The following is a 23,569-nucleotide window of genomic DNA, read 5'->3' as shown; positions in this document are numbered from 1 at the left end:
AACCCCATCGAATCAGGTTTATTGGCGTTCTATAAATGGAGTTACAATGCGCCCGTTTTCAGGCCGGAATGGCTTTGAAATCGGGTTTTGGCAAGGCGCGGGAGACCATTCGATGCATGTGAAGTTGGCTTACGCCGTGTCCGTCGCCGCACCGGTTGCAATGCTTGCCGGCTGCAGCAAAAACAGCGACGACCGGGCGGCCAGGGAGGCTGCGGTGTTCGCGGCACCGTCGGCCAGGGGCGTGCGCGTCGCCGGAACCGGACGTGCGGCATCGTTCGCGGGCCGCATCGCGCAATGGGGCAAGGACAAGGAAAACGGGGCACGTTTGGCGATCGAGGAAATCCACGCGCTGGGCCTGGCGAACGATCAGGCAGCGAGTACGCAGGTTGCAATACCGCAAGCCGCCGGTCGCGGCGTGACGGCGAGCGGGCGTGCCGATCGACGCATGCCGGCCATGGCGCCCGGCGATGCGCGCAGCGTGCCGATGTCGTCGCCCCTCTTTCATTTCGATTCGACGAAACAGCGCGTCGCCGCGGGCAATCGTGCCGCGGCGCGCAGCCTGGTTCGTACGATGGATTCCGACGCAGTCCTGACGAATGTCGGGCGTTGCGTTCGCCGTGCGTCGCCACGCAGCGCGGCACGGAATCCGATCCGTTCGGGTGCGGGGCTTGCCTCGCACCGGACGGGACAAGGCACGGATGCCGGGCAACCGGACGATGGCCGTCTCGGCATGCTGCTTCACGACTTCAAGGAGGCCACGAACACCGTCCTCGATGTCGTGACGATTTAGCGACGGGACTCATGACGGCACCGGAACAGTGCGGTGCCGTTTTTGTATCCGCTCCGGCGGCAGGTCCGGCCGTACAGGCCGGGCGGCGCGCGCCGGGACGATCCACCCTTACCGGTATCGACTAGTACCCGCAGTGTCGCCGAGAAGGCGCGATTCCTCGCTTACCCGCGGGGCGCAACGTCCTCCGGCAGCACGGGCCAAGGAGCTTTAAATGGATATTTTCGTCCAGCAGGTTCTCAACGGGCTGGTGCTCGGCAGTGTCTACGCCATCATCGCGTTGGGCTACACGATGGTGTACGGCATTCTCGGCATCATCAACTTCGCGCACGGCGACGTGCTGATGATCGGCGCGATGGTCGCGCTGTCGGCCATCACCGTGCTGCAGAACCATTTCCCCGGACTCGGCAACGTCGCGACGCTGACGATCGGCCTGGGCATCGCCGCGGTCGTCTGCGCGTTCGTCGGATTCACGATCGAACGGGTCGCGTACCGGCCGCTGCGTCGCGCCCCGCGCCTCGCGCCGCTGATCACCGCGATCGGCGTGTCCATCCTGCTGCAGACCGCTGCGATGATCATCTGGTCGCGCAACCCGCTGCCGTTCCCGCAACTGCTGCCGACCGATCCGATCAACGTGATCAAGGCGACCGACACGACGCCCGGCGCCGTGATCTCGGTCACTGAAATCGTCATCATCGCGGTGGCGTTCATCGTGATGGGCGGCCTGCTCCTGCTCGTGCACAAGACCAAGCTCGGCCGTGCGATGCGCGCGATCGCCGAAAGCCCGAACACCGCGAGCCTGATGGGCGTGAACCCGAACTTCGTGATCTCGGCGACGTTCATGATCGGCTCCGCGCTCGCCGCGCTGGCCGGCGTGATGATCGCATCCGAATACGGCAACGTGCACTTCTACATGGGCTTCATCCCCGGCATGAAGGCATTCACGGCCGCGGTGCTGGGCGGGATCGGCAACCTCGGCGGTGCGATGGTCGGCGGCGTGCTGCTCGGCCTGATCGAGCAGCTCGGGGCCGGCTACATCGGCAACCTCACGGGCGGCGTATTCGGCAGCAACTATCAGGACGTGTTCGCCTTCATCGTGCTGATCATCGTGCTGGTGTTCCGTCCGTCCGGCCTGCTGGGCGAACGTGTCGCGGATCGCGCGTAACGGAAGGGAGCAAACAACATGACATCCATTCAACCGATCGAATCCTCGACGTCGCTCGTCGAAGAGCGCAATACCGCCAAGACCGTCATCATCGGCATCCTGACCGCCGCCTTCGTGATCGCCGCGCCGATCATCATCGGCTCGGCCGGCGGCAACTACTGGGTCCGCGTGCTCGACTTCGCGATGCTGTACGTGATGCTCGCGCTGGGCCTGAACGTGGTGGTCGGCTTCGCCGGCCTGCTCGACCTCGGCTATATCGCGTTCTACGCGGTGGGCGCCTACACGGCGGCATTGCTGAGCTCGCCGCACCTGACGTCGCAGTTCGAGTGGATCGCGGCGCTCGCGCCGAACGGGCTGCACATCCCGTTCCTGATCATCGTGCCGATCGCGATGGCGCTGGCGGCGACCTTCGGGATCCTGCTCGGCGCGCCGACGCTGCGCCTGCGCGGCGACTACCTGGCGATCGTGACGCTCGGCTTCGGTGAAATCGTCCGGATCTTCATGAACAACCTCGACCGTCCGGTGAACATCACCAACGGCCCGAAGGGGATCACGGGCATCGATCCGGTGCACGTCGGCGGCTTCAACCTGTCGCAGACGCATTCGATCTTCGGCTTCCAGCTGCCGTCGGTCTACATGTACTACTACCTGTTCGTGCTGTGCGCGCTGCTGGTGATCTGGGTGTGTACACGCCTGCAGCACTCGCGTATCGGTCGCGCATGGGCGGCGATTCGCGAAGACGAAATCGCGGCGAAGGCGATGGGCATCAATACCCGCAACGTGAAGCTGCTCGCATTCGCGATGGGCGCGTCGTTCGGCGGCCTGTCGGGCGCGATGTTCGGTGCGTTCCAGGGCTTCGTGTCGCCCGAGTCGTTCACGTTCTGGGAATCGATCGTCGTGCTCGCGTGCGTGGTGCTCGGCGGGATGGGCCACATCCCGGGCGTGATCCTGGGCGCGGTGCTGCTCGCGGTCTTCCCGGAATTCCTGCGCTCGACGATGAGCCCGCTGCAGCACGCGCTGTTCGGTCATGACGTCGTCGATACGGAAGTGATCCGTCAGGCGCTGTACGGCCTCGCGATGGTGGTCATCATGCTGTACCGCTCGGAAGGCCTGTGGCCCGCGCCGAAGCATGAGGACAGGATCGCGAAGCTGGCGAAGCGCAACAGCAAGAAGCCGGTGCGCGCCTAACCGACGGACAAGGGGATATACACATGAGCGACAAGCAAATCCGACTGTCCGTGCAGGGCGTGAACAAGCGCTTCGGCGGGCTGCAGGCACTGTCCGACGTTGGTCTGCAGATCCGCGAAGGCGAGATCTACGGGCTGATCGGCCCGAACGGCGCCGGCAAGACGACGTTCTTCAACGTGATCACGGGCCTCTACACGCCGGACTCCGGCGACTTCAAGCTGGACGGCGAGAACTACACGCCGACGGCCGTGCACCAGGTGGCCAAGGCCGGCATCGCGCGCACGTTCCAGAACATCCGCCTGTTCGGCGGGATGACGGCGCTCGAGAACGTGATGGTGGGCCGCCACGTGCGCACCAAGCACGGGCTGCTCGGCGCGGTGTTCCAGACGCCGGCCGAACGCCAGGAAGAGCGCGAGATCAAGGAACGCGCGATCGAGCTGCTCGAGTACGTCGGCGTGTTGCAGTACGCCGATTACACGTCGCGCAACCTGTCGTACGGCCACCAGCGCCGGCTGGAAATCGCGCGGGCCCTCGCGACCGACCCGAAGCTGCTCGCGCTCGACGAGCCGGCGGCCGGGATGAACGCGACCGAGAAGGTCGAACTCACGCGCCTGCTCGACAAGATCCGCTCGGACGGCCGCACGATTCTCCTGATCGAGCACGACGTGAAGCTCGTGATGGGGCTGTGCAACCGGATGACGGTGCTCGATTACGGCAAGGTGATCGCCGAGGGTCTGCCGCAGGACGTGCAGAAGAATCCGAAGGTGATTGAGGCATATCTCGGCGCAGGGGTGCACTGATGGCAGCGGCAATGTTGAAAATCAAGGGCTTGCAGGTCAACTACGGCGGCATCCAGGCCGTCAAGGGCGTTGACATGGAAGTCCGTCAGGGCGAGCTCGTGACGCTGATCGGCGCGAACGGCGCAGGCAAGACCACGACGATGAAGGCGATCACGGGTCTCAAGGCTTATTCGGCGGGCGACATCGAGTACGACGGCAAGTCGATCAAGGGCGTGCCGTCGCACGAGCTGCTCAAGCGCGGCCTCGCGATGGTGCCGGAAGGCCGCGGGATCTTCGCGCGGATGTCGATCGTCGAGAACATGCAGATGGGCGCGTACCTGCGCAACGACAAAGAGCAGATCAAGAAGGACGTCGATCGCATGTTCGGCTTCTTCCCGCGCCTGAAGGAGCGGGCGACGCAGCTCGCGGGCACGCTGTCGGGCGGCGAGCAGCAGATGCTCGCGATGTCGCGCGCGATCCTGTCGAAGCCGAAGCTGCTGCTGCTCGACGAGCCGTCGATGGGCCTGTCGCCGATCATGGTCGAGAAGATCTTTGAAGTGGTGCGTGAAATCTCGAAGGAGGGCATCACGGTGCTGCTCGTCGAGCAGAACGCGCGCCTCGCGCTGCAGGCGGCCGACCGCGGCTACGTGATGGATTCGGGCATGGTCACGATGGAAGGCGATGCGAAGCAGATGCTCGACGATCCGAAGGTGCGTGCCGCGTATCTGGGCGAGTAATCGGGTGAACGATCAGGCCCGGTGACGCGTGGCGGCATGTGCCGCGCGCGTCGCACCGGGGCTTTCGAAAAGCTGTCACGGGATGCCGTGACAGCTTTTTTTTCGTGCCGTGCAATTCGGTGCGAACTTGTTCGGGTGGGTGCGACTCCATTGGACTGTTGCGGCGCGTACGCGGCGCGGGAATGCCGGGGGCGGTCGCCCGACGCCCGTCCCCCGCAAACCGACACACGGGCCGTGTAGCATCGACGGCCGATCGGCACACGGAGAGCACGCATGAGTCTGGACTACGGTTTCGTGAAGGCGAAGGTGACATCGGTGGCGAAGCTGAAGGGCTCGCAGCACGGCAGCGAGACCCAGTATCACGTCCATCTGACGCTCGCGTTGCCGGGCGGCGACTGGGACGTCGCGATCAACGTCGGCACCAACGACGCGGACGACCTGCTGAACTACAAGCTCGTCTACGATTTCCACCACCCGATCACGCAGACGCTCGCGGCCGCGGCCGAAGGCTATACGGACCTGACGGGGCAGACTGCATTGCCCGCGCTCGATTACCTGCGCAGCGACATCCTGAACGAAACCGGCGCGTGGCGCGCGAGCGCCGTGATGGACGGCACCGAGCACGCGGAGCCGATCCCGTCGCTATTGCGGCTCGTGAACGATGCGCAGTCGCAGGGGCTCGACGTCGTCGTGTTCGGCCGCTCGTATGCGGAAGGCAACGGCATCCACGATACGCACATGAACCAGGGTTCGATCGGCCCCAACTACCTGCACCGCGCGGGCGACGACCACAACGATCACAACGACATCTGGCAGGACGGCGCGTTGATCGTACGCGTGAGCGACACGCAGTGGGCCGCGTATTTCGCCGCATTCGAGCAGCAGGCCGTGCCGACCGACGCGCTCGGCAATCCGCTGCCGGGCGCGGGGCCGATCACGCGCTGAGGTGTGCGGCTGCCGGCCTTTGCTTCAAGCGGCCGGCAGCGTCTTGCCGAACGAGATGCGTTCCTCGACGCGGTAGCCGAGCGCCGCGTAGAAGCGGCACGCATCGTCGTTGCCGGGCAGCACCTGCAGGTTGATCTTCAGGCAGCCGCGCGCGGCGAGCGCGCGTTCCGCATGCGCGATCAGCGCGCGGCCGATGCCGAGCCGACGCGCGTCGTTCGATACGCCGAACGAGTAGAGCCAGCCGCGATGCCCGTCGAAACCTGCCATCAGCGTGCCGACCACGCGTGCGCCGCTGGTCGCGACGAAGAACAGTTCCGGCTGCGTCGCGAGCTTCAGCTCGATCGATCGCAGCGGATCGCGGTGCGGCGGCGCGTCCGCGTCTTCGTACTGCGGGAACGCGTCGCGCCAGACCGCGAGCACGGCCTCGGTGTCGGCGCGCTCGAACGGGCGGATTGCGGCGGCATCGGCGGCGGCATCCATCGGCGGGGTCTCCTTAGAGCGTATCGAGAATCGACCGCAGCATCGCCATCATCTGGTCGATTTCTTCGGTCGTCACGTTCAGTGCGGGCATGAAGCGCAGCAGGTTCGGCCGCGCGGCGTTCAGCAGCAGGCCGTCGGGCTGCATGTCGCGCGCCTTCTCGACGATCTGCGGGCCGATGTCCTTGCCGAGCAGCAGCGCGCGCAGCAGGCCCTCGCCGCGTTCGCCTTCGAAGCCGCGCTCCTCCGACAGCTCGAGCAGCTTGCGCTTCAGGTATTCGCTGCGCTCGCGCACGCTTTCGAGGAACCCGGGTGCGACGAGCTGCGAGATCACCGAATAACCGACCGCCGTCATCAGCGGGTTGCCGTTGTACGTGCCGCCCTGGTCGCCGGCCTCGAACACCGCGACGTCGGCCTTCGACAGCAGCGCGCCGAGCGGGGCGCCGCCGCCGATGCCTTTCGCGAGCGTCATCACGTCCGGCTCGATGCCGGACAGCTCGTACGCGAACAGCGTGCCCGCGCGGCCGCAGCCGCTTTGCACTTCGTCGACGATCAGCAGCAGGTTGTGCTGCTTCGTCAGCGCGCGCAGCGCCTGCATGAATTCACGCGTGGCCGGAATCACGCCGCCTTCGCCCTGGATCGGCTCGAGCATCACCGCGACGGTCTTGTCGGTGATCAGCTTCTCGACCGAGTTGATGTCGTTCAGCTCGGCCTTCGGGAAGCCCGGCACCTGCGGCGCGTAGATCGTGTCCCAGCCCGGCTTGCCGCTCGCCGACATCGTCGCGAGCGTGCGGCCGTGGAAGCTATGGTCGAACGTGATGATCTCGTACGCGCCGTTCTTGAACTTGCGGCCCCACTTGCGCGCGAGCTTGATCGCGCCTTCGTTCGCCTCCGCGCCGCTGTTCGTGAAGAACACCTTGTCGAACACGCTGTGCTGCGTGAGCAGGCCCGCGAGCTTCGCCATCGGCTCGTTGTAGAACGCCGGCGACGGGTTCAGCAGCTTTTCCGCCTGCGTCTTCAGCGCTTCGACGATGCCGTCGTTGCAGTGGCCGAGGCTGTTGACGGCCCAGCCCTGGATGAAGTCCAGATAGCGCTTGCCGGTGTGATCGTAGAGCCACGAGCCCTTGCCGTGCGTAAACACGATGTCGGGGCGGTTCGTGATGTACATCAGCGAGTCGATCGGATAATCGTTTAGGGGCATGGCAGCAGACTCCAGCGGACGTTGAAAGGGAAACGGGCAATAAAAAAGCCACGGAAGGCCGTGGCTGATGGGTTCGAACAGCTTGTGCGTAACCGGTGAAGCAGTGTGGAGGTTACGCGCGAGTCCGTGACGAGCCTGCGGCATCCGGGCGGAGCGGCGAGCGGCGACGTCGAAGGGCGGACAGGAAGCAGTTCATGTGCGCAAGCATAAGGCATCCCGCGCCCCACTGTAAACCGCCGCGATGCCACGGATGTGACACGGCGGCGCGCAGCGGGGCGCGCTCGCACCCGGCGCTCAGACCGGATGCGCGAGATCGGCGGCGCTCGTGAACGAGTCCGCGTAGAACTCGTCGGCCGGCAGCGCGTGGTGCTGCGTGAAGTCGCGCTGCGCGGACTCGACCATCACCGGCGCGCCGCACGCATACACCTGGTGGCCCGACAGGTCGGGCAGATCCTCGATCACCGCGCGATGGACGAAGCCCGTGCGGCCCGTCCACTGGTCGCCGGCGTCCGGCTCGGAGAGCACCGGCACGTACTTGAAATTCGGGATTTCGCGCGCCCACTGCTCGGCCAGCTCGCCGAGGTAGATGTCCTTCTTGCGGCGCGCGCCCCAGTAGAGCGTCATCGGGCGCGTGATGCCCATGTGCTTCACGTGCTCGATGATCGCCTTGATCGGCGCGAAGCCCGTGCCCGACGCGAGCAGCACGATCGGCTTGTCGGAATCTTCGCGCAGGAAGAATGTGCCGAGCGGGCCTTCGAAGCGCAGGATGTCGCGCTCCTTCATCGCGCCGAACACGTGGTCGGTGAACTTGCCGCCCGGCATGTGGCGGATGTGCAGCTCGATCGGGCCTTCCTCGTGCGGCGCGTTCGCCATCGAGTAGCTGCGGCGCGAGCCGTCCTTCAGGATGAACTCGACGTACTGGCCCGCGAGATACTGCAGGCGTTCGTTGGCGGGCAGTTGCAGCCGCACGACCATCACGTCGTCGGCCTTGCGCTCGAGCGCGGCGATCCGGCACGGCAGTTTCTTGACCTGCACGCCGTCGACGCCGGCGATTTCACGCACGTCGATCTCGAGGTCGCATTGCGCCTTCGAGCAGCACAGCAGCGCGAGGCCGCGCGTGCGCTCGTCGTTGGACAGCGCCGATGCGGCGTGCGGCCCCTGTTCGATCTGGCCCGACACGATCTGGCCCTTGCAGGAGCCGCACGCGCCGTTCTTGCAGCCGTACGGCAAGTGGACGTTCTGGCGCAGCGCGGCGGCCAGCACGGTTTCGTCCGACTCGACCTGGAATTGCCGGCCGCTTTGCTTGAGAGTGACGTTGAATGCCATAGAACCAAACTAGAACAAGATGTGGGGGACCGTGCATGTCGAGCACGGCAGCTACAATGCAAGCCCGTTGCGCGTCGCGCAACGGCGGCTACTGATTTCGCAACCAACATGATCGCGACTCGAATCCTGCGCCGGCCGCGCGCACTGATCGTCGGCTGCGGCGACGTCGGCATGCGCTGCGTCGCGCAATGGCGCGACACGCGCCGCAACCTGCGGATCTTCGCGCTGACGAGCCACCCGGCCCGCCGCGACGAACTGCGCGCCGCGGGCGCGACACCGATCGTCGGCGACCTCGATCGCCGGGCGACGCTCGACCGCGTCGCGGGCCTCGCCCGCACGATCCTGCATCTCGCGCCGCCGCAGGCCGACGGGCGCGACGACCGCCGGACGCGTGCGCTGATCGCCGCAACGTGCATGCCCGCGCGACGGCCGGCGGCACCGCCGGCGCCGGCGATCGGCCGGCTTCGAACGCTGCGCGTCGCGACCCGACAGGCCGGTGCGCCCGTTCGGGGAGCGCGTATTGTACCCGACGGCCTTCGCGCGCCGACGCTCGTCTACGCCAGTACGACGGGCGTATACGGCGATTGCGGCGGGGCCCGCATCGACGAAACGCACCCGCTGCGCCCCGCGAATCCGCGTGCGTTCCGGCGCGTGTCGGCCGAGCGGCAACTGCGGGCGGCGACGGTGCGCGGCGTGCTGTCCGCGCGCATCGTGCGCATTCCGGGCATCTACGCGGCGAACCGTCTGCCGGTCGCGCGGCTCGAGCGCGGCACGCCGGCGCTCGAGCCGGCCGACGACGTCTACACGAACCACATCCACGCGGACGATCTCGCGGCGATCCTGCGCCGTGCGGCCGAACGCGGCAGGCCGGCGCGTGCCGTGCACGCGTCGGACGACAGCGAACTGCGGATGGGGGAGTATTTCGACCGGGTCGCGCAGGCGCTCGGCCTGCCGAAGCCGCCGCGCATCAGCCGTGCGGACGCCGAGCGTCAGCTCGAACCGACGCTGCTGTCGTTCATGCGCGAGTCGCGACGCCTGTCCAACACACGGCTCAAGGCCGAATTGTGCGTGACGTTGCGCTATCCGACCGTAGACGATTTCCTTCAAACGCTCGCGCCGGGCAGCGCGTCAGGTGAGCGCCGGTAACGCCTCGATCAGCAGGAAGCACAGCAGCGCACCGATCAGCGCGCCAATCAGGTTCGGATGATATTTGTGCTTCATGTGCATCGCGGCCAGCAGCCCGCCGATCACGATCACACCGATGACCGCGAACGCGATCATCACCGACGACAGCTCGAAAGTATGGTTGGCGTTCATGATGTCTCCCCTGCATCGCTGCTCGTACAGCTTGTGATTTCAGTATAGCGGGGGAACCTGCGGTCGAGATGCGGTCGAACCTCGAACGGTCGTGCGGATTTTCCCTTACTTGCGCAGGGCAGCAAGGTCGGCGTCGTCGAGCCACCGCCAGGCGCCGGGTGCGAGGTCGTCAGGCAGCGCGAAGCCGCCGATGCTTTCGCGATGCAGCGCTTCGACGCGGTTGCTCGCCGCCGCGACCATGCGCTTGACCTGGTGGTACTTGCCTTCGAGAACGGTCAGCGCGAGCGTGTGCGTGTCGCGCGCGTCGGCGGCGAGCGCCGCGATCGGTTTCGGCTCGCCGTGGAGCTGCACGCCGGTGCGCAGCGCGGCGAGCTGCGTGTCGTCGAGCGGGTGGCGCACGGTCGCGACGTAGGTCTTCGGCACCTTGCGCTTCGGCGACGTGTACGCGTGCACGAACTGGCCGTCGTCGGACAGCAGCAGCAGGCCCGTGGTGTCCTGGTCGAGCCGGCCGACGCACTGCACGCCGCGCGCGACGAGCGGCGCGGGCAGCAGGCTGAACACGCTCGCGTGGTGTTGCGGATCGCGCGAACACTCGTAGCCGGCCGGCTTGTTGAGCGCGAGATACGCGCGCGCGTGGAACGGCCACGCGGTATCGTCGACCGAGAACACGAGGCCGTCGGTGTCGAACGCGGCGTCGGGGTCGGTCGCGCCGGCGCCCGCCACGGCGACGCGGCCCGCTTCGATCAGGCCGCGGCACTGGCGGCGCGAGCCGAAGCCCTGGGTGTAGAGAATGCTTTCGAGATCCATAGCGCGCGCATTCTATCAAGCGGCGGCGGAGGGTCGGCATGAACCCGCCTGCACTGGTAAGCTGCCGGTACGCCGCGCGGGGGCGCGGCGCCCGTTCATTTTTCACGGAAAGTCCATGCCTTTCGCTTCGTTCCCGTTCGGCCGCCAGGCCGCCGCCGTCATCGCCGCCGCGACCCTCTCGTCGGCCGCGTTCGCACACGCGCACCTCGCGAAGAGCGACCCGGCCGCGGGTGCGGTGGCGGCCGCCGCACCGGCCGCCGTCACGATCGACTTCACCGAGCCGCTGGAGCCGGCGTTCAGCTCGATCGTCGTCGTCGACGGCGGCGGCAAGACGGTGTCCGACGGCCGGGCACGCGTCGACGCGTCGAATCGCAAGCGGATGACGGTGCCGCTCACCGCGCTCGGCGCGGGCGCCTACACGGTGAAATGGGTGGCCGTCGCGACCGACGGGCATCGCACGCAGGGCGCGTACGGCTTCACCGTGAAGTGACGCAACGGCGCCGGCAGGCCCGTGCCAGGGCTGCCGCCGCCCCTATCCGACAGGGAGTCCCGCATGAATCCGACGACGCTCGACGCACTCGCCGATTTCCCCCGTCAGCTCGAAGCCCATTTCGCGGCCGTCCCCGACGGCTACGCGCGCTGGACGCCCGACGACTGGGCCGGGATCCCGAGCGAACACTTCTCGCCGCTCGGGCAGTTGTGCCACGTGCGCGACATCGAGATCGACGGCTATCACGTGCGGCTGCGGCGGATGCTCGACGAAGACGATCCGCTGCTCGTGTCGATCGACGGCGACGCGCTCGCGATCGAGCGCCGCTACAACGACGCGTATGCGTCCGACGTACTCGCGGCGATCCGCGACGCGCGGCGCGAGACGCTGGATCTCGTGTCGCGCCTCACGCCCGAACAGCTCGCGCGCACCGGCAGGTTCGACGGCTACGGTTCGCTGACCGTGCGCGGGCTCCTTCACTACCTGTGCAGCCACGACCAGCAGCATCTGGCCGGCATGCAGTGGCTGCTCGGCAAGATCGACGCTGCGCTGTACGCGCGCTGAGCCGGCCGGCATTCGCGCAGGCGACTCATCGCAGATTCGGGCGCGGTTGTCGGTGCGGCACGCTACTTTGCGCGGCTTCGATTGGGTCGTTTTTCTGGATAATCCATCCAGCCGCGACTGGCTGACCGGTGCGTCGCGCGTGCCTACACTCCTAGCTTCGTTCAACGAAAAAAGGAGTCAACCGTGGCCACTCATACGCTGGCAGACAAGGTCGTCCTGATCGCAGGCGGCGCAAAGAATCTCGGCGGCCTGATCGCCCGGGACCTGGCGAGCCACGGCGCGAAGGCGGTGGCGATCCACTACAACAGCGCCGCATCGCACGCGCAGGCCGAGGAGACGGCCGCCGCGGTGCGCGCGGCCGGCGCGGAAGCCGCGACGTTCCAGGGCGACCTGACGACGGCCGCCGCAGTCGAAAAGCTGTTCGACGATGCGAAGCAGCGCTTCGGCAAGATCGACATCGCGATCAACACGGTCGGCAAGGTGCTGAAGAAGCCGTTCACCGAGATCAGCGAGGCCGAGTACGACGAGATGTTCGCGGTCAACAGCAAGTCGGCGTTCTTCTTCATCAAGGAAGCGGGGCGGCACCTCGAGGATCACGGCAAGCTCGTCACGCTCGTGACGTCGCTGCTCGGCGCGTTCACGCCGTTCTATGCGGCCTACGAAGGATCGAAGGCGCCGGTCGAGCATTTCACGCGCGCGGCGTCGAAGGAATACGGTGCGCGCGGGATCTCGGTGACGGCCGTCGGCCCGGGCCCGATGGACACGCCGTTCTTCTATCCGGCCGAAGGCGCCGATGCGGTCGCGTATCACAAGACGGCCGCCGCGCTGTCGCCGTTCAGCAAGACGGGCCTGACCGACATCGAGGACGTCGTGCCGTTCATCCGCCATCTCGTCACCGACGGCTGGTGGATCACCGGCCAGACGATCCTGATCAACGGCGGCTACACGACCAAGTAACCGCCACACAACGGGCCGCGCGGCGTACCGTAATGGCGCGTTTGCGTGGACAATGGACGGGCGCCCGGCCTCGCGGCTGCGCGCCCGTTTTTCCTGTGCCGTCAGGCACCGCCGCGACGCGCGACGGCCGGCGGCGACGACGATCGTCCGAACCCCCGCTCCCCGCCGATGGACAAGCTGGATCAGGTCAGAATCTTCCTGCAGGTTGCCGAGATGGGCAGCTTCATCAAGGCCGCGCACGCGCTCGACGTGCCGCGCGCAACCGTGTCGGCGGCCGTCCAGCAGCTCGAGACGGCGCTTGGCACGCGGCTCCTGCATCGCACGACTCGCCAGGTGCAACTCACCGCCGACGGCGCGCTGCTGGTCGAACGCGGCCGGCGTCTGCTCGCGGAAGCCGACGACCTCGATCGCCTGTTCCGCCGCCGCGAGCGCGACGTGATCGGCCGGCTGAACGTCGACGTGCCGAGCCGGATTGCACGCCGCGTGGTGGCGCCCGCGCTGCCGTCGCTGTTTCGCCGCTACCCGAAGCTGCAACTGTCGCTCGGCTCGACCGACCGTTCGATCGATCTGGTGCAGGAGGGCGTCGACTGCGCGATCCGCGTCGGGCGGCTCGCGGACAGCAGCCTCGTCGTGCGGCCGCTCGGGCAGTTCACGCTGATCAACTGCGCGAGCCCCGACTACCTGCGCGAATGCGGCGTGCCCGACCATCCGGATGCGCTCGCGCACGGACACTGGGCGATCGGCTATGCGTCGCCGACGACGGGGCGCGAACTCGACTGGGAATACTGCACGGACGGCCAGCGGCAGACGCTCGCGCTGCCGAGCCGCGTGATCGTCAACAACGCCGAAACCTATATCGCCGCCTGTATCGCCGGGATGGGGTTGATCCAGATTCCGCGCTTCGACGTCGCGCATCTGCTCGACAGCGGCGTACTCGTCGACGTGATGCCCGGCCACCGCGCCGCGCCGATGGACGTGTCGGCCGTGTATCCGCACCGGCGCCATCGTTCGCGCCGGCTCAATGCGTTCGTCGAGTGGTTCGGGGAGCTGATGGCGAGCGCGTTGACGAAGGGCGGCGAGGGCGCCTGACCGGCACGGCCGGTTTGCGCCGCGTGTCGTCGCGCAAGGTTCAGCCGGGCAGCGTGCCGAACCGCCGGCTGCGCCCGGTTTCCCGCACCGCGTCGATCAATGCCGCGCCGGCGCCGTCCGGCTTTGCCGCGAATGCATAGAAGCGCGCGGCCGGCAGCGCCGGCAGACCGTCCTGCGGCCCGCATTCGCGCAGGCCGTCGCGCAGCTGGCTGCGCGCCAGCGCGGTGACCGCGAAGCCCGCGAGCGCGGCCGACACGCAGCCGGCCATGCTGCCGCTCTCGAACAGCACGCGAAACGGCCGCAGCGCGGCGGCGAGGGCCGCGACGGCGGCTTCGCGATAGACGCACGGTTGCGGAAACAGCGCGAGCGGCACGTCGCCGCCCGCATCGAGCGTGCGGTCCGATGCGAATGCCCACACGAGCGGCTCTTCCCACAGCAGTTCGCCCGGCGTATCGACCTGCCGGCACTGCTTGCCGAACACGACGTCGAGCCGGCCGAGCGTCTGCTCGCGCAGCAGCGACGCGGTGATCCCGACCTTCAGCTCGATCGACGTGCGCGGGTGGCGATCGCGAAACGTGCGCAGCACGTGCGGCAGCCACGCGCCGGCGAAATCCTCGGATGCGCCGACCCGCAGCGGCCCGTGCGCCGGCGCGCCGCGCAGCTTCGCGCGCACTTCGCGCTCCATGTCGACGATGTTGCGTGCGTATGCGTACAGCGTGTCGCCGGCCGGCGTCAGCGCGAGGCGGCGTGTCGTGCGCGCGAGCAGCACCGCGCCGGCCGCCTGTTCGAGCCGCTTGATGTGGCCGCTGACGGCGGACGGCGTCAGTGCGAGCCGCTCCGCGGCCGGCGCGAATCCGCGGCTGTCGACGACTTCGATAAAGGTGCGCAGCAGCGTGATGTCGAGCGCGGTCGACGCGGGATCGGTCAGCGGTTCCATGGATCAATTCAACGCAATACTCGAAGAATGAACCATAATACTCCGTGAATCGTGATGATAGGTCGGCCTACCATCGTGCACTCGGACGACCCGACGGAGTGCACGATGACGACCTATGCGCATGCGACGACTGCGTCGCTCGACATTGCCTATCTCGAATGGAACCCGCGCGGCGAGCGCGTGGCCGTGCTGCTGCACGGCTGGCCGGACAGCCCGATTGGCTGGAGCGCGGTGGCGGGGGCGCTCGCCGCGCGCGGCTACCGCGTGCTGGCGCCCGCGCTGCGCGGCTTTGCGCCGACCCGCTTTCGCGACGCATCGATCCCGCGCAGCGGTCAGCTTGCGGCGCTCGGACGCGACCTGCTCGACTTCGTCGCCGCGCTCGGCATCGAGCGGCCCGTGCTGGTCGGGCACGACTGGGGCGCGCGGGCGGCCGCGAACGCGTGCGGGTTGAGCGACGGCGCCGCGTCGCATCTCGTGATGCTGTCGGTCGGGTACGGCACCAACGATCCCGGGCAGCCGCTGTCGCTGCTGCAGGCGCGCAACTACTGGTATCACTGGTTCATGGCGACGCCGCGCGGCGAGCAGGCGTTGCGCGACGATCGCCGCGCGTTCGCCCGTCTGATGTGGGATACGTGGTCGCCGCCGGGCTGGTATCGCGACGGCGATTTCGACGCGGCCGCCGCGGCATTCGACGGGCCCGACTGGATCGACGTCGTGCTGCATTCGTACCGGCATCGGTGGGGATTCGCACCGGGCGCGCCGGCCTATGCCGACGACGATGCGCGGCTGAATCCCGCGCCGGTGCTCGCGCTGCCGACGCTCGTGCTGCACGGTGGCGCGGACACCTGCAATCATCCGGACGGTTCGGCCGGGCGCGAGCGGTTCTTTGCGGGGCGCTACGAGCGGCAGGTGCTGGACGGCGTCGGCCACTTTCCGCAGCGCGAGGCGCCGGCGGCGGTCGCCGACGCGATCCTCGGGTTCTGCGAGCACGGCTGATGCGCGCCGACGCGGCCGGCGCATCGCGGATCGGCCGCCGACGCGGGCCGCGAGCAGGTTGGCGAGGCCGATGCTCCTGCCCATCTCGCGGCGGAAGAGGGTCGTCGCAGGCGGTGGCTCAGCACATGCCGCCGTTGGCGCGCAGGATCTGGCCGTTGACCCATGCACCGTCGGGGCCGGCGAGGAACGCGACGACGCTGGCGATGTCCGCGGGCTGGCCGAGGCGCTCGAGCGGGTTCAGCTTCGCCATCCGGTCGACGAGTTCGGCGCTCTTGCCCTGCAGGAACAGCTCGGTGGCCACCGGCCCCGGTGCGACCGCGTTCACGCTGATGCCGCGGCCGCGCATTTCCTGCGCGAGCACCTGCGTCATGCCCTCGACCGCGGCCTTGGTCGCGATGTACACGCCGTAGGTCGGTAGCCGCATGCCGATCACGCTCGATGTCAGGTTGACGATGCGGCCGCCTTCGCGCACGCGCTTCGCCGCCTCGCGGCTGACGTTGAAGGCGCCCTTCAGGTTGATCGCGACGGTCTGGTCGAAGGCGGCGTCGTCGAATTCGGCGAGGGGCGCGAGCTTCATCACGCCCGCGCTGTTGACGACCACGTCGATACGGCCGAACGCCTGCTCGGCCGCATCGAACAGGGCGGCCACGGCCGCCGGCTCGGCGACGTCCGCCTGGATCGCGACGGCCGTGCCGCCGTCGGCGGCGATCGCGTCGACCACGGCCTTCGCCGGGCCGGCGCCGCCGGCATAGTTCACGACGACCTTGAATCCGTCGCGCGCCAGACGGCGGGCGATTTCCGCGCCGATGCCGCGCGACGAACCCGTGACGACGGCGACCCGTTCCGATGTGCTCATGTCCTGCTCCTTGATTCGTGAGTGCCGGGCGATCCGGCGACAGGACAAATGTAGGCTGTCTCGATCAATAAAAATAATGAATAATGATCAGATCAAGAATGACGAAAAGTATGTCTCATGGCATTCGACAGCAGGCTTTTGAGCGGTATCGGCGTGCTCTCCGCGGTGATCGAGGCCGGCACCTTCGCGCGTGCCGGCGAGGCGATGGGGTTGACGCAGCCGGCGGTGAGTCGGGCCGTCGCCCGGCTGGAGGAGCGCGTCGGCATCCGGATCTTCAACCGGACGGCGCGCGCGATCACGCTGACCGATGAAGGCCGGCGCTTCTATGAAGCGGTCGCGCCGCTGCTGGCCGGCATCGAGGACGCGGCGATCGATGCCGGCCAGTCGAAGGCGCGTGTCAGGGGGCGGCTGCGCGTCAACGTCGACGCGACCTTCGGCCACTACGTGCTGGCGCCGAGGATGGCGGAGTTTCTCGACCGCTTTCCCGAGCTGTCCGTCGAGGTGAGCGTGCGCGACCGGATGGGCGACCTCGTCGCCGACGGCTTCGACGTGGCCGTGCGGTTCGGCGTTCCGGAACCGTCGTCGTATCGTGCGCGGCTGCTGCTGCAAACGCGCGTGCTCACCTGCGCGTCGGCGGCCTATGTCGCGCGTCACGGCGAGCCGAGGCATCCGCGGGATCTCGCGGACGGGCATCGCTGCGTGCTGATCCGCGACCCGGTGACGGGGCGCCCGTTCGAATGGGAATTCCATCGCGGCAACGAGGTGGTGCCGTTCGACGCCGCCGGCCGGCTGATGGTCAACGATACGGGCATGCTGCTCGGTGCGTGCGTTGCCGGCGCGGGGATCGCGCAGCTGCTGGAACTCTATGCGCGCGACATCCTCGCCGACGGGCGGCTGGTGCTGCTGTTGCCGGAATGGACGGACGAGACGTTTCCGCTCTACGCGTATCACCACGCGTCCCAACTTGTTTCCGCGAAGGTGCGCGTGTTTCTCGATTTCGTGCGGGAGCTGACGGGCTGAGCCGGGGCGGCCGGCCGTGTCGGCGATTCACTCGGTGCGATGCGGGATGTTGTCCGGGAACGGATAGGGTGCGTGCGGGCCCGGCCAGTCGGGGACGGGCGGCGCGGTCAGGACGTCGCATCCGCCCAGCAAGAGCAGCGCCAGCGCCACGGCGAGTCCGCGGCGCCAGAGCCGGAATGAACGCATGCGGATGGACATCGCGTGCCTCCGAGCCGTGCCTTCTCATGACGGTTGGACTGCTGCGCCAGGGCACGCGTTGCAGTGCGGGCGGAAAAACAAAAACCCGCGAAGCGGCGAGCTTGCGCGGGTTTCGGAGGCGCAGCGCTTTACGCTGCGAGCATGCTGGTGCCCAGGGCCGGAATCGAACCGGCACGCCTTGCGGCGGGGGATTTTGAGTCCCCTGCGTCTACCAATTTCACCACCTGGGCTTGTTCGTGGCCGCGCATGCGACCGTGCGCGGCGAAACGCGGATTATGTCCGAAATCGCGGCGCCGGGCAAGCTGCCGGATGCCGGCCGCGCGCGTTACTGGCTCAGGTAGACGAACCGGCCCTGCTTGACGGCCCCCATTACGCTCGCGCGCTGGTCGAGCCCGACGTGATCCTTGTCGCTCGTATTGACGACGCCGTTCGGCACGACGAGTTCGTGCGCGCGTTCGAGCTCGCGGCGCAGCGCCGCACGGAACGCCGGCGTGCCGGGCTGCGCGGTCTTCAGCGCACGGCCGACCGCGTCGGCGAGGCGGGGGTAGACGCCCGCCGCATCGCCCGCGAACTGCGTGACCGTGCCGGCGCCGTACTTCGCCTCGTACGCGTCGACGAACGCGAGCGCCGCCTTGCGGGCCGGATGGTCGGCCGGCAGCGTGCGCGCCACGACCACCGGCTGCGTCGGGAACAGCGTCCCGTCGACGTCCTTGCCGCCGAGCTTGATGAATTCCGGCGTCGCGATCCCGTGCGTCTGGTAGACCGGGCCCTTGTAGCCGCGTTCGATCAGCGTGCGCTGCGGCAGCACGGCCGGCGTGCCCGAGCCGGCAATCAGGATCGCGTCGGGTTTCGCGGCGATCAGCTTCAGCGCCTGGCCCGTGACGCTCGCATCGGTGCGGTTGAAGCGCTCGGTCGCGACGACGCGGATCTTGCGCAGCTCCGCGAAGCGCGTGAACTCGTTCAGCCAGCTGTCGCCGTAGCTGTCCGCGAAACCGATGAAGCCGACCGTCTTCACGCCGTGGTTGGCCATGTAGCGCGTCATCACGTCGGCCATCGCGCGGTCGCTCTGCGCCATCTTGAACGCCCAGGTCCGCGCGCCTTCCTGCGGCTCGACGATCGCGCCGGAGCCGACCAGCGTGATCATCGGCGTTTGCCCGGCGGCCACCGCGTCGAGCGCCGCGAGCGCGGCCGGCGTGATGTTCGGCCCGACCACGACGTCGACGTGATCCTCGTCCACCAGCTTGCGGATGTTGCGCACCGCGGTGCCCGGGTCGGACGCATCGTCGAGCACCGTCACCTGCACGGGCTGCCCGGCGATCGTCTTCGGCCACATCAGGATCGCGTTCTTGCTCGTGATGCCGATCGCGGCGGCGGGGCCGGTCGACGACAGGTCGACGCCGACTTTCAGGTCGGCGTGCGCGGCCGCGCAGGCCAGCACGAGGGCGGCGCCGGCGGCGCGGCGCAACAGGGCGGGAAGCGTCATGCGGGAATCTCCGTCGGGCAGCAAAAAGGGGCGCGATATGCGCCCCTGTGTTTATACCTGCAGGTCAAAGCTCGTACGATTCGGATTCGCCCTTGAGCGCCTGTTCGATCAGCTTGCGGTTCAGCGTCGGCGACAGCAGTTCGACCAGCGTATACACATAGCTGCGCAGATAGGCGCCCTGCTTGAGCGCGACCCGCGTCACGTTGCTGCCGAACAGGTGGCCGACCGGGATCAGCCGCAGGTTGCGGTCGCGCTCCGGGTTGAACGCGATGTCGGCCATGATCCCGACGCCGAGGCCGAGTTCGACGTAGGTCTTGATCACGTCGGCGTCGATCGCCTCGAGCACGATGTCCGGCGACAGCCCGCGCAGCGCGAACGCGTGGTTGATCTTCTTGCGGCCTGCGAACGCGTCGTCGTACGTGATCAGCGGGTACTGCGCGAGATCGTCGAGCGTGACCGGCTTGCGTTCGAGCAGCGGGTGATCGGCCGGCACGACGGCTGCGTGGTGCCACTGGAAGCAGGGCAGCGACACGAGTTCCTTGTAGTCGGAGATCGCCTCGGTCGCGATCGCGAGATCGGCCTGGTCGTGGATCACCATCTCGGCCACCTGCGTCGGGCTGCCCTGCAGGATCGACAGATGCACCTTCGGGAAGCGCTTCTTGAATTCGGCGATCGCGGCGGGCAGCGAGTAGCGGGCCTGGGTGTGGGTCGCCGCGATGGTCAGGTTGCCCTGATCCTGCGCCGCGTAATCTTTCCCGACCCTTTTAAGGCTTTCAACCTCCTGAAGAATCCGCTCGACCGACGCGAGGATGATCCTGCCCGGCTCGGTGAGCGAGCGCACGCGCTTGCCGTGCCGCGTGAAGATCTCGACGCCCAGCTCGTCCTCGAGCTCGATGATCGCCTTCGACACCCCCGGTTGCGACGTGTAGAGCGCCTTGGCGGCTTCGGTGAGATTGAAATTCTGCCGGACGGCCTCGCGCACGAAGCGAAATTGGTGCAGGTTCATTTATAACCCTTCCGCATATCAACAGAATTTTTTAGTCGTTTGAAATATAAGGCGAGTTTATTACGATTCACCGGAGTTTTTCAAATATGGATATCTGTTTTCGTCATTAGCAATCCACCCGGCCGCGGATGGCGGGTGTGACGCGGCGGAACGGAGATTCGGGCGCGACGTGGCTAGGACGTCGCGCGGTCACCACGAAAACCCTGGGGTCCCCGAATGTATCAGTACGACCAATACGACCAGACGATCGTCGACGAGCGTGTCGCGCAGTACCGCGATCAGGTGCGCCGCCGGCTGTCGGGCGAGTTGAGCGAAGACGAGTTCCGCCCGCTGCGCCTGCAGAACGGCCTGTACATGCAGCGCCACGCGTACATGCACCGCATCGCGATTCCGTACGGCAACCTGCGCAGCGACCAGCTCCGGATGCTGGCGCGCATCGCCCGCGAACACGACCGCGGCTACGGCCACTTCTCGACCCGCTCGAACATCCAGTTCAACTGGATCAAGCTCGAAGAGACGCCCGAGATCCTCGCGAAGCTCGCGTCGGTGCAGATGCACGGCATCCAGACGTCGGGCAACTGCATCCGCAACATCACGGCCGACCAGTTCGCCGGCGTGGCCCAGGACGAAGAGATCGATCCGCGTCCGTGGTCGGAAATCCTGCGCCAGTGGTCGACGTTCCATCCCGAATTCGCATGGCTGCCGCGCAAGTTCAAGATCGCGGTGTCGGGCTCGAAGGACGACCGTGCGGCCGTGCAGATCCACGACCTCGGCGTGTACCTGAAGAAGAACGCGCAGGGCGAGGTGGTCGCGAGCATCCTCGCGGGCGGCGGCCTCGGCCGTACGCCGATCATCGGCGCGGTGATCAAGGAAGACCTGCCGTGGCAGCACCTGCTCACCTACTGCGAAGCCGTGCTGCGCGTGTACAACCGGTACGGCCGCCGCGACAACCTGTACAAGGCGCGCATCAAGATTCTCGTGAAGGCGCTGTCGCCCGCGAAGTTCGCGCAGCAGGTCGAGGAAGAGTGGCAGCACCTGAAGGACGGCCCGTCGACGCTCACGCAGGCGGAAGTCGATCGCGTGTCGCAGTACTTCCAGCCGCCCGTCTACGAAAAGCTGGCCGACACCGACGCATCGTTCGAACAGCACCTGCTCGAGAACAAGGCGTTCGCGCGCTGGGTCGAGCGCAACGTCGCGCCTCACAAGGTGGCCGGCTACGCGGCCGTCACGCTGTCGCTGAAGGATCACCGCGTCGCCCCGGGCGACGCGACCGACCAGCAGATGGACCTGGTGGCCGACTGGGCCGACGCGTATTCGTTCGGCGAGCTGCGCGTGTCGCACGAGCAGAACCTGATTCTCGCGAACGTGAAGAAGCGCGACCTGTACGCGTTGTGGGAAAAGGCGAAGGCGGCCGGTTTCGCGACGCCGAACATCGGCCTGCTGACCGACATCATCGCGTGCCCGGGCGGCGACTTCTGCTCGCTCGCGAACGCGAAGTCGATCCCGATCGCGCTGGCGATCCAGCAGCGTTTCGACGATCTCGACTATGTGTACGATCTCGGCGACCTGTCGCTGAACATTTCCGGTTGCATGAACTCGTGCGGTCACCACCACGTCGGCAACATCGGCATCCTCGGCGTCGACAAGGACGGCGCCGAGTGGTACCAGGTGTCGCTCGGCGGCGAGCAGGGCACGGGCCGCAACGGCGCGCGCCTCGGCCGCGTGATCGGGCCGTCGTTCTCGGCGGAAGAGGTGCCCGACGTGATCGCGAAGCTGATCGACACGTTCGTCGAATCGCGCGTCGACGGCGAGCGCTTCGTCGACACGTACGATCGCATCGGCATCGCGCCGTTCAAGGAGCGCGTGTATGCGGCGCGCCAGACGGTGAACGCGTAACCAACCGGGTAGAAGGAACTAGCAGATGGCTTCGATTATCAAGAACCGTGCAGTGATCGACGATGCATGGCAGGTCGTGCGCGCGGCGGAAGACGGCGCGCTGCCCGCGGTCGACGCGTTGCCGGCCGGCAAGGTGCTGGTGCCGTTCGCGTTGTGGCAGGCCGAGCGCGCGGCGCTCGTCGCCGCGAAGACGAAGGACGAGCTCGGCGTGTGGCTCGCGCCGGACAGCGAACCGGCCGATCTCGTGGCCGACTTCGGCGCGATCGCGCTGATCGCGGTCGACTTCCCGCGCTTCGCGGACGGCCGCGGCTACAGCATCGCGCGCCTGCTGCGCGAGCGCCACGGCTGGACGGGCGAGCTGCGCGCGATCGGCGACGTGCTGCGCGACCAGTTGCTGTACATGTCGCGTTGCGGTTTCGACGCGTTCGCGGTGCGCGCCGACAAGGACATCCACGACGCGCTGAACGCGTTCACGGAATTCACGCAGCGTTATCAGGGCGCGTTCGACCAGCCGGAACCGCTGTTCCGCCGCCGTGCCGCGTCGGCCGACGTAGCGACGTCCGAAGCAAAGGTGGGCGCATGAGCACCGCGACCGCCACCACGCTGACGCCGGAGCTCGCCGCGAAGGTCGAGCGCCTCGACGCGCTGCTCGCGCAGATCGGCGCCCGTCACGACAAGGTGAAGTTCGCAAGCAGCCTCGCGGCCGAAGACATGCTGCTGACGCACGCGATTCTGTCGAAGGGCGTGCGGATCGGCATCTTCTCGCTGAACACGGGCCGCCTGCACGCGGAAACGCTCGGCATGATCGACCGCGTGCGCGAACGCTACGGCTACGAGATCGAGCAGTTTCATCCGCAGCAGGACGCGGTCGACCGGTACGTCGCCGAGCACGGCCTGAACGCGTTCTACGAGAGCGTCGAGCTGCGCAAGTCGTGCTGCCACATCCGCAAGGTCGAGCCGCTGAACCGCGCGCTCGCCGACGTCGGCGCGTGGGTCACGGGCCAGCGCCGCGAGCAGTCGGTCACGCGTGCCGAGCTGCACGAGGAAGAGCAGGACGAAGCGCGTGGGATCGCGAAGTACAACCCGCTCGCCGACTGGACGGAAAGCGACGTGTGGGAGTACCTTGACGCGTTTGACGTGCCGGTGAATCCGCTGCATGCGCGCGGCTACCCGAGCATCGGCTGCGAGCCGTGCACGCGAGCGATCCGCCCCGGCGAGGACAGCCGCGCGGGCCGCTGGTGGTGGGAGTCGCGCGACACGAAGGAATGCGGGCTGCACATCACGACGATCACGCCGATTCCCGCGAATGCCGAAGCCGGCGCCGCGCACTGAAAGCCGACAAGAAACT

General features: G+C 67.5%; 26 protein-coding genes and 1 tRNA gene. 16 read left to right on the top strand and 11 right to left on the bottom strand.

Annotation, left to right across the window (positions count from 1 at the left end; translation table 11 throughout):
• Positions 1 to 46 precede the first annotated feature (46 nt).
• The 6 genes from WJ16_RS12850 to WJ16_RS12825 all read left to right on the top strand — a co-directional run bounded on the left by WJ16_RS12850 (position 47) and on the right by WJ16_RS12825 (position 5,601).
• Positions 47 to 790, top strand: coding sequence for an amino acid-binding protein (locus WJ16_RS12850; protein ID WP_208606986.1), 744 nt, complete (start codon positions 47 to 49; stop codon positions 788 to 790).
• A 211-nt stretch (positions 791 to 1,001) separates the two neighbouring features.
• Positions 1,002 to 1,952, top strand: a complete 951-nt coding sequence (locus tag WJ16_RS12845) for a branched-chain amino acid ABC transporter permease (protein WP_006488946.1) — start codon at positions 1,002 to 1,004, stop codon at positions 1,950 to 1,952.
• 18 nt (positions 1,953 to 1,970) lie between these two features.
• A complete protein-coding gene (locus WJ16_RS12840) occupies positions 1,971 to 3,140 on the top strand; it encodes an ABC transporter permease subunit (protein WP_069257375.1) in 1,170 nt (389 codons plus the stop codon).
• A 23-nt stretch (positions 3,141 to 3,163) separates the two neighbouring features.
• Positions 3,164 to 3,940 (top strand): ABC transporter ATP-binding protein, encoded by a 777-nt coding sequence (locus WJ16_RS12835; protein ID WP_069257374.1) that lies wholly within the window; start codon positions 3,164 to 3,166, stop codon positions 3,938 to 3,940.
• Positions 3,940 to 4,656 carry an ABC transporter ATP-binding protein gene (locus WJ16_RS12830; RefSeq protein ID WP_069257373.1) on the top strand — a complete coding sequence of 239 codons (717 nt, stop codon included), beginning with the start codon at positions 3,940 to 3,942 and terminating at the stop codon, positions 4,654 to 4,656. Before WJ16_RS12835 ends, WJ16_RS12830 begins: the two co-directional genes overlap by 1 nt.
• Before the next feature lie 273 nt (positions 4,657 to 4,929).
• Complete coding sequence (locus tag WJ16_RS12825) at positions 4,930 to 5,601, top strand: DUF2278 family protein (protein ID WP_069257372.1); 672 nt, start codon at positions 4,930 to 4,932, stop codon at positions 5,599 to 5,601.
• Positions 5,602 to 5,625: 24 nt separating this feature from the next.
• Here WJ16_RS12825 and WJ16_RS12820 read toward each other — a convergent pair whose 3' ends face one another.
• From WJ16_RS12820 to WJ16_RS12810, 3 genes are all read right to left on the bottom strand, one after another.
• Positions 5,626 to 6,081 (bottom strand): GNAT family acetyltransferase, encoded by a 456-nt coding sequence (locus WJ16_RS12820; protein WP_069257371.1) that lies wholly within the window; start codon positions 6,079 to 6,081, stop codon positions 5,626 to 5,628.
• A 13-nt stretch (positions 6,082 to 6,094) separates the two neighbouring features.
• Complete coding sequence (locus WJ16_RS12815) at positions 6,095 to 7,279, bottom strand: acetylornithine transaminase (protein WP_069257370.1); 1,185 nt, start codon at positions 7,277 to 7,279, stop codon at positions 6,095 to 6,097.
• A 294-nt stretch (positions 7,280 to 7,573) separates the two neighbouring features.
• Complete coding sequence (locus tag WJ16_RS12810) at positions 7,574 to 8,605, bottom strand: CDP-6-deoxy-delta-3,4-glucoseen reductase (RefSeq protein WP_069257369.1); 1,032 nt, start codon at positions 8,603 to 8,605, stop codon at positions 7,574 to 7,576.
• Between the two features lie 108 nt (positions 8,606 to 8,713).
• Between WJ16_RS12810 and WJ16_RS12805 the strand changes: the two genes are divergently transcribed.
• Positions 8,714 to 9,751 (top strand): NAD-dependent epimerase/dehydratase family protein, encoded by a 1,038-nt coding sequence (locus tag WJ16_RS12805; RefSeq protein ID WP_069257368.1) that lies wholly within the window; start codon positions 8,714 to 8,716, stop codon positions 9,749 to 9,751.
• Here the strand turns inward: WJ16_RS12805 and WJ16_RS12800 are convergent.
• Together WJ16_RS12800 and WJ16_RS12795 are read right to left on the bottom strand one after the other, a co-directional pair.
• Positions 9,734 to 9,922 carry a hypothetical protein gene (locus WJ16_RS12800; RefSeq protein WP_069257367.1) on the bottom strand — a complete coding sequence of 63 codons (189 nt, stop codon included), beginning with the start codon at positions 9,920 to 9,922 and terminating at the stop codon, positions 9,734 to 9,736. The two genes, WJ16_RS12805 and WJ16_RS12800, sit on opposite strands and share 18 nt — an antisense overlap.
• A gap of 105 nt (positions 9,923 to 10,027) precedes the next feature.
• Entirely contained in the window at positions 10,028 to 10,729 is a 702-nt protein-coding gene (locus WJ16_RS12795) for a pseudouridine synthase (protein WP_069257366.1), read from the bottom strand.
• Positions 10,730 to 10,844: 115 nt separating this feature from the next.
• On the opposite strand from WJ16_RS12795, the gene copC reads away from it, so the two are divergent.
• From copC to WJ16_RS12775, 4 genes are all read left to right on the top strand, one after another.
• On the top strand, positions 10,845 to 11,219 hold the full coding sequence (copC, locus tag WJ16_RS12790) for a copper homeostasis periplasmic binding protein CopC (RefSeq protein WP_069257365.1): 375 nt from the start codon (positions 10,845 to 10,847) through the stop codon (positions 11,217 to 11,219).
• A gap of 63 nt (positions 11,220 to 11,282) precedes the next feature.
• On the top strand, positions 11,283 to 11,783 hold the full coding sequence (locus WJ16_RS12785) for a DinB family protein (RefSeq protein ID WP_069257364.1): 501 nt from the start codon (positions 11,283 to 11,285) through the stop codon (positions 11,781 to 11,783).
• Positions 11,784 to 11,966: 183 nt separating this feature from the next.
• Complete coding sequence (locus WJ16_RS12780) at positions 11,967 to 12,740, top strand: SDR family oxidoreductase (RefSeq protein ID WP_069257363.1); 774 nt, start codon at positions 11,967 to 11,969, stop codon at positions 12,738 to 12,740.
• A 168-nt stretch (positions 12,741 to 12,908) separates the two neighbouring features.
• Positions 12,909 to 13,829 carry a LysR family transcriptional regulator gene (locus WJ16_RS12775; protein WP_069257362.1) on the top strand — a complete coding sequence of 307 codons (921 nt, stop codon included), beginning with the start codon at positions 12,909 to 12,911 and terminating at the stop codon, positions 13,827 to 13,829.
• Positions 13,830 to 13,869: 40 nt separating this feature from the next.
• Here the strand turns inward: WJ16_RS12775 and WJ16_RS12770 are convergent, their stop codons facing one another.
• Positions 13,870 to 14,766, bottom strand: coding sequence for a LysR family transcriptional regulator (locus WJ16_RS12770; protein WP_069257361.1), 897 nt, complete (start codon positions 14,764 to 14,766; stop codon positions 13,870 to 13,872).
• A gap of 105 nt (positions 14,767 to 14,871) precedes the next feature.
• Between WJ16_RS12770 and WJ16_RS12765 the strand changes: the two genes are divergently transcribed.
• Positions 14,872 to 15,762, top strand: coding sequence for an alpha/beta fold hydrolase (locus WJ16_RS12765; RefSeq protein ID WP_069258052.1), 891 nt, complete (start codon positions 14,872 to 14,874; stop codon positions 15,760 to 15,762).
• A gap of 118 nt (positions 15,763 to 15,880) precedes the next feature.
• Here WJ16_RS12765 and WJ16_RS12760 read toward each other — a convergent pair whose 3' ends face one another.
• The gene (locus tag WJ16_RS12760; protein ID WP_069257360.1) at positions 15,881 to 16,618 is read right to left on the bottom strand and encodes an SDR family oxidoreductase; all 738 of its coding nucleotides are present in this window, start codon (positions 16,616 to 16,618) and stop codon (positions 15,881 to 15,883) included.
• A 117-nt stretch (positions 16,619 to 16,735) separates the two neighbouring features.
• Between WJ16_RS12760 and WJ16_RS12755 the strand changes: the two genes are divergently transcribed.
• Positions 16,736 to 17,638, top strand: a complete 903-nt coding sequence (locus WJ16_RS12755) for a LysR family transcriptional regulator (RefSeq protein ID WP_069257359.1) — start codon at positions 16,736 to 16,738, stop codon at positions 17,636 to 17,638.
• Positions 17,639 to 17,665: 27 nt separating this feature from the next.
• Here the strand turns inward: WJ16_RS12755 and WJ16_RS35280 are convergent, their stop codons facing one another.
• The 4 genes from WJ16_RS35280 to WJ16_RS12740 all read right to left on the bottom strand — a co-directional run bounded on the left by WJ16_RS35280 (position 17,666) and on the right by WJ16_RS12740 (position 20,325).
• Positions 17,666 to 17,836 (bottom strand): hypothetical protein, encoded by a 171-nt coding sequence (locus tag WJ16_RS35280; protein ID WP_167375371.1) that lies wholly within the window; start codon positions 17,834 to 17,836, stop codon positions 17,666 to 17,668.
• Positions 17,837 to 17,981: 145 nt separating this feature from the next.
• Positions 17,982 to 18,066, bottom strand: a tRNA-Leu gene (locus WJ16_RS12750).
• 95 nt (positions 18,067 to 18,161) lie between these two features.
• Complete coding sequence (locus tag WJ16_RS12745) at positions 18,162 to 19,319, bottom strand: ABC transporter substrate-binding protein (protein ID WP_069257358.1); 1,158 nt, start codon at positions 19,317 to 19,319, stop codon at positions 18,162 to 18,164.
• Between the two features lie 64 nt (positions 19,320 to 19,383).
• The gene (locus WJ16_RS12740) at positions 19,384 to 20,325 is read right to left on the bottom strand and encodes a CysB family HTH-type transcriptional regulator (RefSeq protein WP_014896306.1); all 942 of its coding nucleotides are present in this window, start codon (positions 20,323 to 20,325) and stop codon (positions 19,384 to 19,386) included.
• A gap of 216 nt (positions 20,326 to 20,541) precedes the next feature.
• Between WJ16_RS12740 and WJ16_RS12735 the strand changes: the two genes are divergently transcribed.
• Genes WJ16_RS12735 through WJ16_RS12725 form a run of 3 tightly spaced genes read left to right on the top strand, consistent with a single transcriptional unit; the run spans position 20,542 to position 23,553 of the window.
• Positions 20,542 to 22,221 carry a nitrite/sulfite reductase gene (locus tag WJ16_RS12735; protein ID WP_069257357.1) on the top strand — a complete coding sequence of 560 codons (1,680 nt, stop codon included), beginning with the start codon at positions 20,542 to 20,544 and terminating at the stop codon, positions 22,219 to 22,221.
• A 25-nt stretch (positions 22,222 to 22,246) separates the two neighbouring features.
• Entirely contained in the window at positions 22,247 to 22,804 is a 558-nt protein-coding gene (locus WJ16_RS12730) for a DUF934 domain-containing protein (protein WP_069257356.1), read from the top strand.
• Positions 22,801 to 23,553: a phosphoadenylyl-sulfate reductase gene (locus WJ16_RS12725; RefSeq protein ID WP_069257355.1), complete on the top strand. Its 753-nt coding sequence runs from the start codon at positions 22,801 to 22,803 to the stop codon at positions 23,551 to 23,553. Before WJ16_RS12730 ends, WJ16_RS12725 begins: the two co-directional genes overlap by 4 nt.
• Positions 23,554 to 23,569: the final 16 nt, after the last annotated feature.

The sequence above is a fragment of the Burkholderia metallica genome, assembly GCF_001718555.1.
In the GTDB taxonomy this organism is placed as follows: Bacteria; Pseudomonadota; Gammaproteobacteria; order Burkholderiales; family Burkholderiaceae; genus Burkholderia; species Burkholderia metallica.
Note: the sequence above shows the minus strand (reverse complement) of the source record. Positions and strands in the feature narration are given on the sequence as shown.

Excerpts from the sequence above, each read along its gene's own strand:
- WJ16_RS12805 (WP_069257368.1), top strand. The coding sequence starts at position 8,714 with ATGATCGCGACTCGAATCCTGCGCCGGCCGCGCGCACTGATCGTCGGC.
- WJ16_RS12740 (WP_014896306.1), bottom strand. The coding sequence starts at position 20,325 with ATGAACCTGCACCAATTTCGCTTCGTGCGCGAGGCCGTCCGGCAGAAT.
- WJ16_RS12850 (WP_208606986.1), top strand. The coding sequence starts at position 47 with ATGCGCCCGTTTTCAGGCCGGAATGGCTTTGAAATCGGGTTTTGGCAA.
- copC (WP_069257365.1), top strand. The coding sequence starts at position 10,845 with ATGCCTTTCGCTTCGTTCCCGTTCGGCCGCCAGGCCGCCGCCGTCATC.
- WJ16_RS12730 (WP_069257356.1), top strand. The coding sequence starts at position 22,247 with ATGGCTTCGATTATCAAGAACCGTGCAGTGATCGACGATGCATGGCAG.
- WJ16_RS12840 (WP_069257375.1), top strand. The coding sequence starts at position 1,971 with ATGACATCCATTCAACCGATCGAATCCTCGACGTCGCTCGTCGAAGAG.
- WJ16_RS12810 (WP_069257369.1), bottom strand. The coding sequence starts at position 8,605 with ATGGCATTCAACGTCACTCTCAAGCAAAGCGGCCGGCAATTCCAGGTC.
- WJ16_RS12825 (WP_069257372.1), top strand. The coding sequence starts at position 4,930 with ATGAGTCTGGACTACGGTTTCGTGAAGGCGAAGGTGACATCGGTGGCG.
- WJ16_RS12830 (WP_069257373.1), top strand. The coding sequence starts at position 3,940 with ATGGCAGCGGCAATGTTGAAAATCAAGGGCTTGCAGGTCAACTACGGC.
- WJ16_RS12775 (WP_069257362.1), top strand. The coding sequence starts at position 12,909 with ATGGACAAGCTGGATCAGGTCAGAATCTTCCTGCAGGTTGCCGAGATG.
- WJ16_RS12785 (WP_069257364.1), top strand. The coding sequence starts at position 11,283 with ATGAATCCGACGACGCTCGACGCACTCGCCGATTTCCCCCGTCAGCTC.
- WJ16_RS12765 (WP_069258052.1), top strand. The coding sequence starts at position 14,872 with ATGACGACCTATGCGCATGCGACGACTGCGTCGCTCGACATTGCCTAT.
- WJ16_RS12745 (WP_069257358.1), bottom strand. The coding sequence starts at position 19,319 with ATGACGCTTCCCGCCCTGTTGCGCCGCGCCGCCGGCGCCGCCCTCGTG.
- WJ16_RS12760 (WP_069257360.1), bottom strand. The coding sequence starts at position 16,618 with ATGAGCACATCGGAACGGGTCGCCGTCGTCACGGGTTCGTCGCGCGGC.
- WJ16_RS35280 (WP_167375371.1), bottom strand. The coding sequence starts at position 17,836 with ATGTCCATCCGCATGCGTTCATTCCGGCTCTGGCGCCGCGGACTCGCC.
- WJ16_RS12735 (WP_069257357.1), top strand. The coding sequence starts at position 20,542 with ATGTATCAGTACGACCAATACGACCAGACGATCGTCGACGAGCGTGTC.
- WJ16_RS12725 (WP_069257355.1), top strand. The coding sequence starts at position 22,801 with ATGAGCACCGCGACCGCCACCACGCTGACGCCGGAGCTCGCCGCGAAG.
- WJ16_RS12795 (WP_069257366.1), bottom strand. The coding sequence starts at position 10,729 with ATGGATCTCGAAAGCATTCTCTACACCCAGGGCTTCGGCTCGCGCCGC.
- WJ16_RS12755 (WP_069257359.1), top strand. The coding sequence starts at position 16,736 with ATGGCATTCGACAGCAGGCTTTTGAGCGGTATCGGCGTGCTCTCCGCG.
- WJ16_RS12820 (WP_069257371.1), bottom strand. The coding sequence starts at position 6,081 with ATGGATGCCGCCGCCGATGCCGCCGCAATCCGCCCGTTCGAGCGCGCC.
- WJ16_RS12835 (WP_069257374.1), top strand. The coding sequence starts at position 3,164 with ATGAGCGACAAGCAAATCCGACTGTCCGTGCAGGGCGTGAACAAGCGC.
- WJ16_RS12815 (WP_069257370.1), bottom strand. The coding sequence starts at position 7,279 with ATGCCCCTAAACGATTATCCGATCGACTCGCTGATGTACATCACGAAC.
- WJ16_RS12845 (WP_006488946.1), top strand. The coding sequence starts at position 1,002 with ATGGATATTTTCGTCCAGCAGGTTCTCAACGGGCTGGTGCTCGGCAGT.
- WJ16_RS12770 (WP_069257361.1), bottom strand. The coding sequence starts at position 14,766 with ATGGAACCGCTGACCGATCCCGCGTCGACCGCGCTCGACATCACGCTG.
- WJ16_RS12800 (WP_069257367.1), bottom strand. The coding sequence starts at position 9,922 with ATGAACGCCAACCATACTTTCGAGCTGTCGTCGGTGATGATCGCGTTC.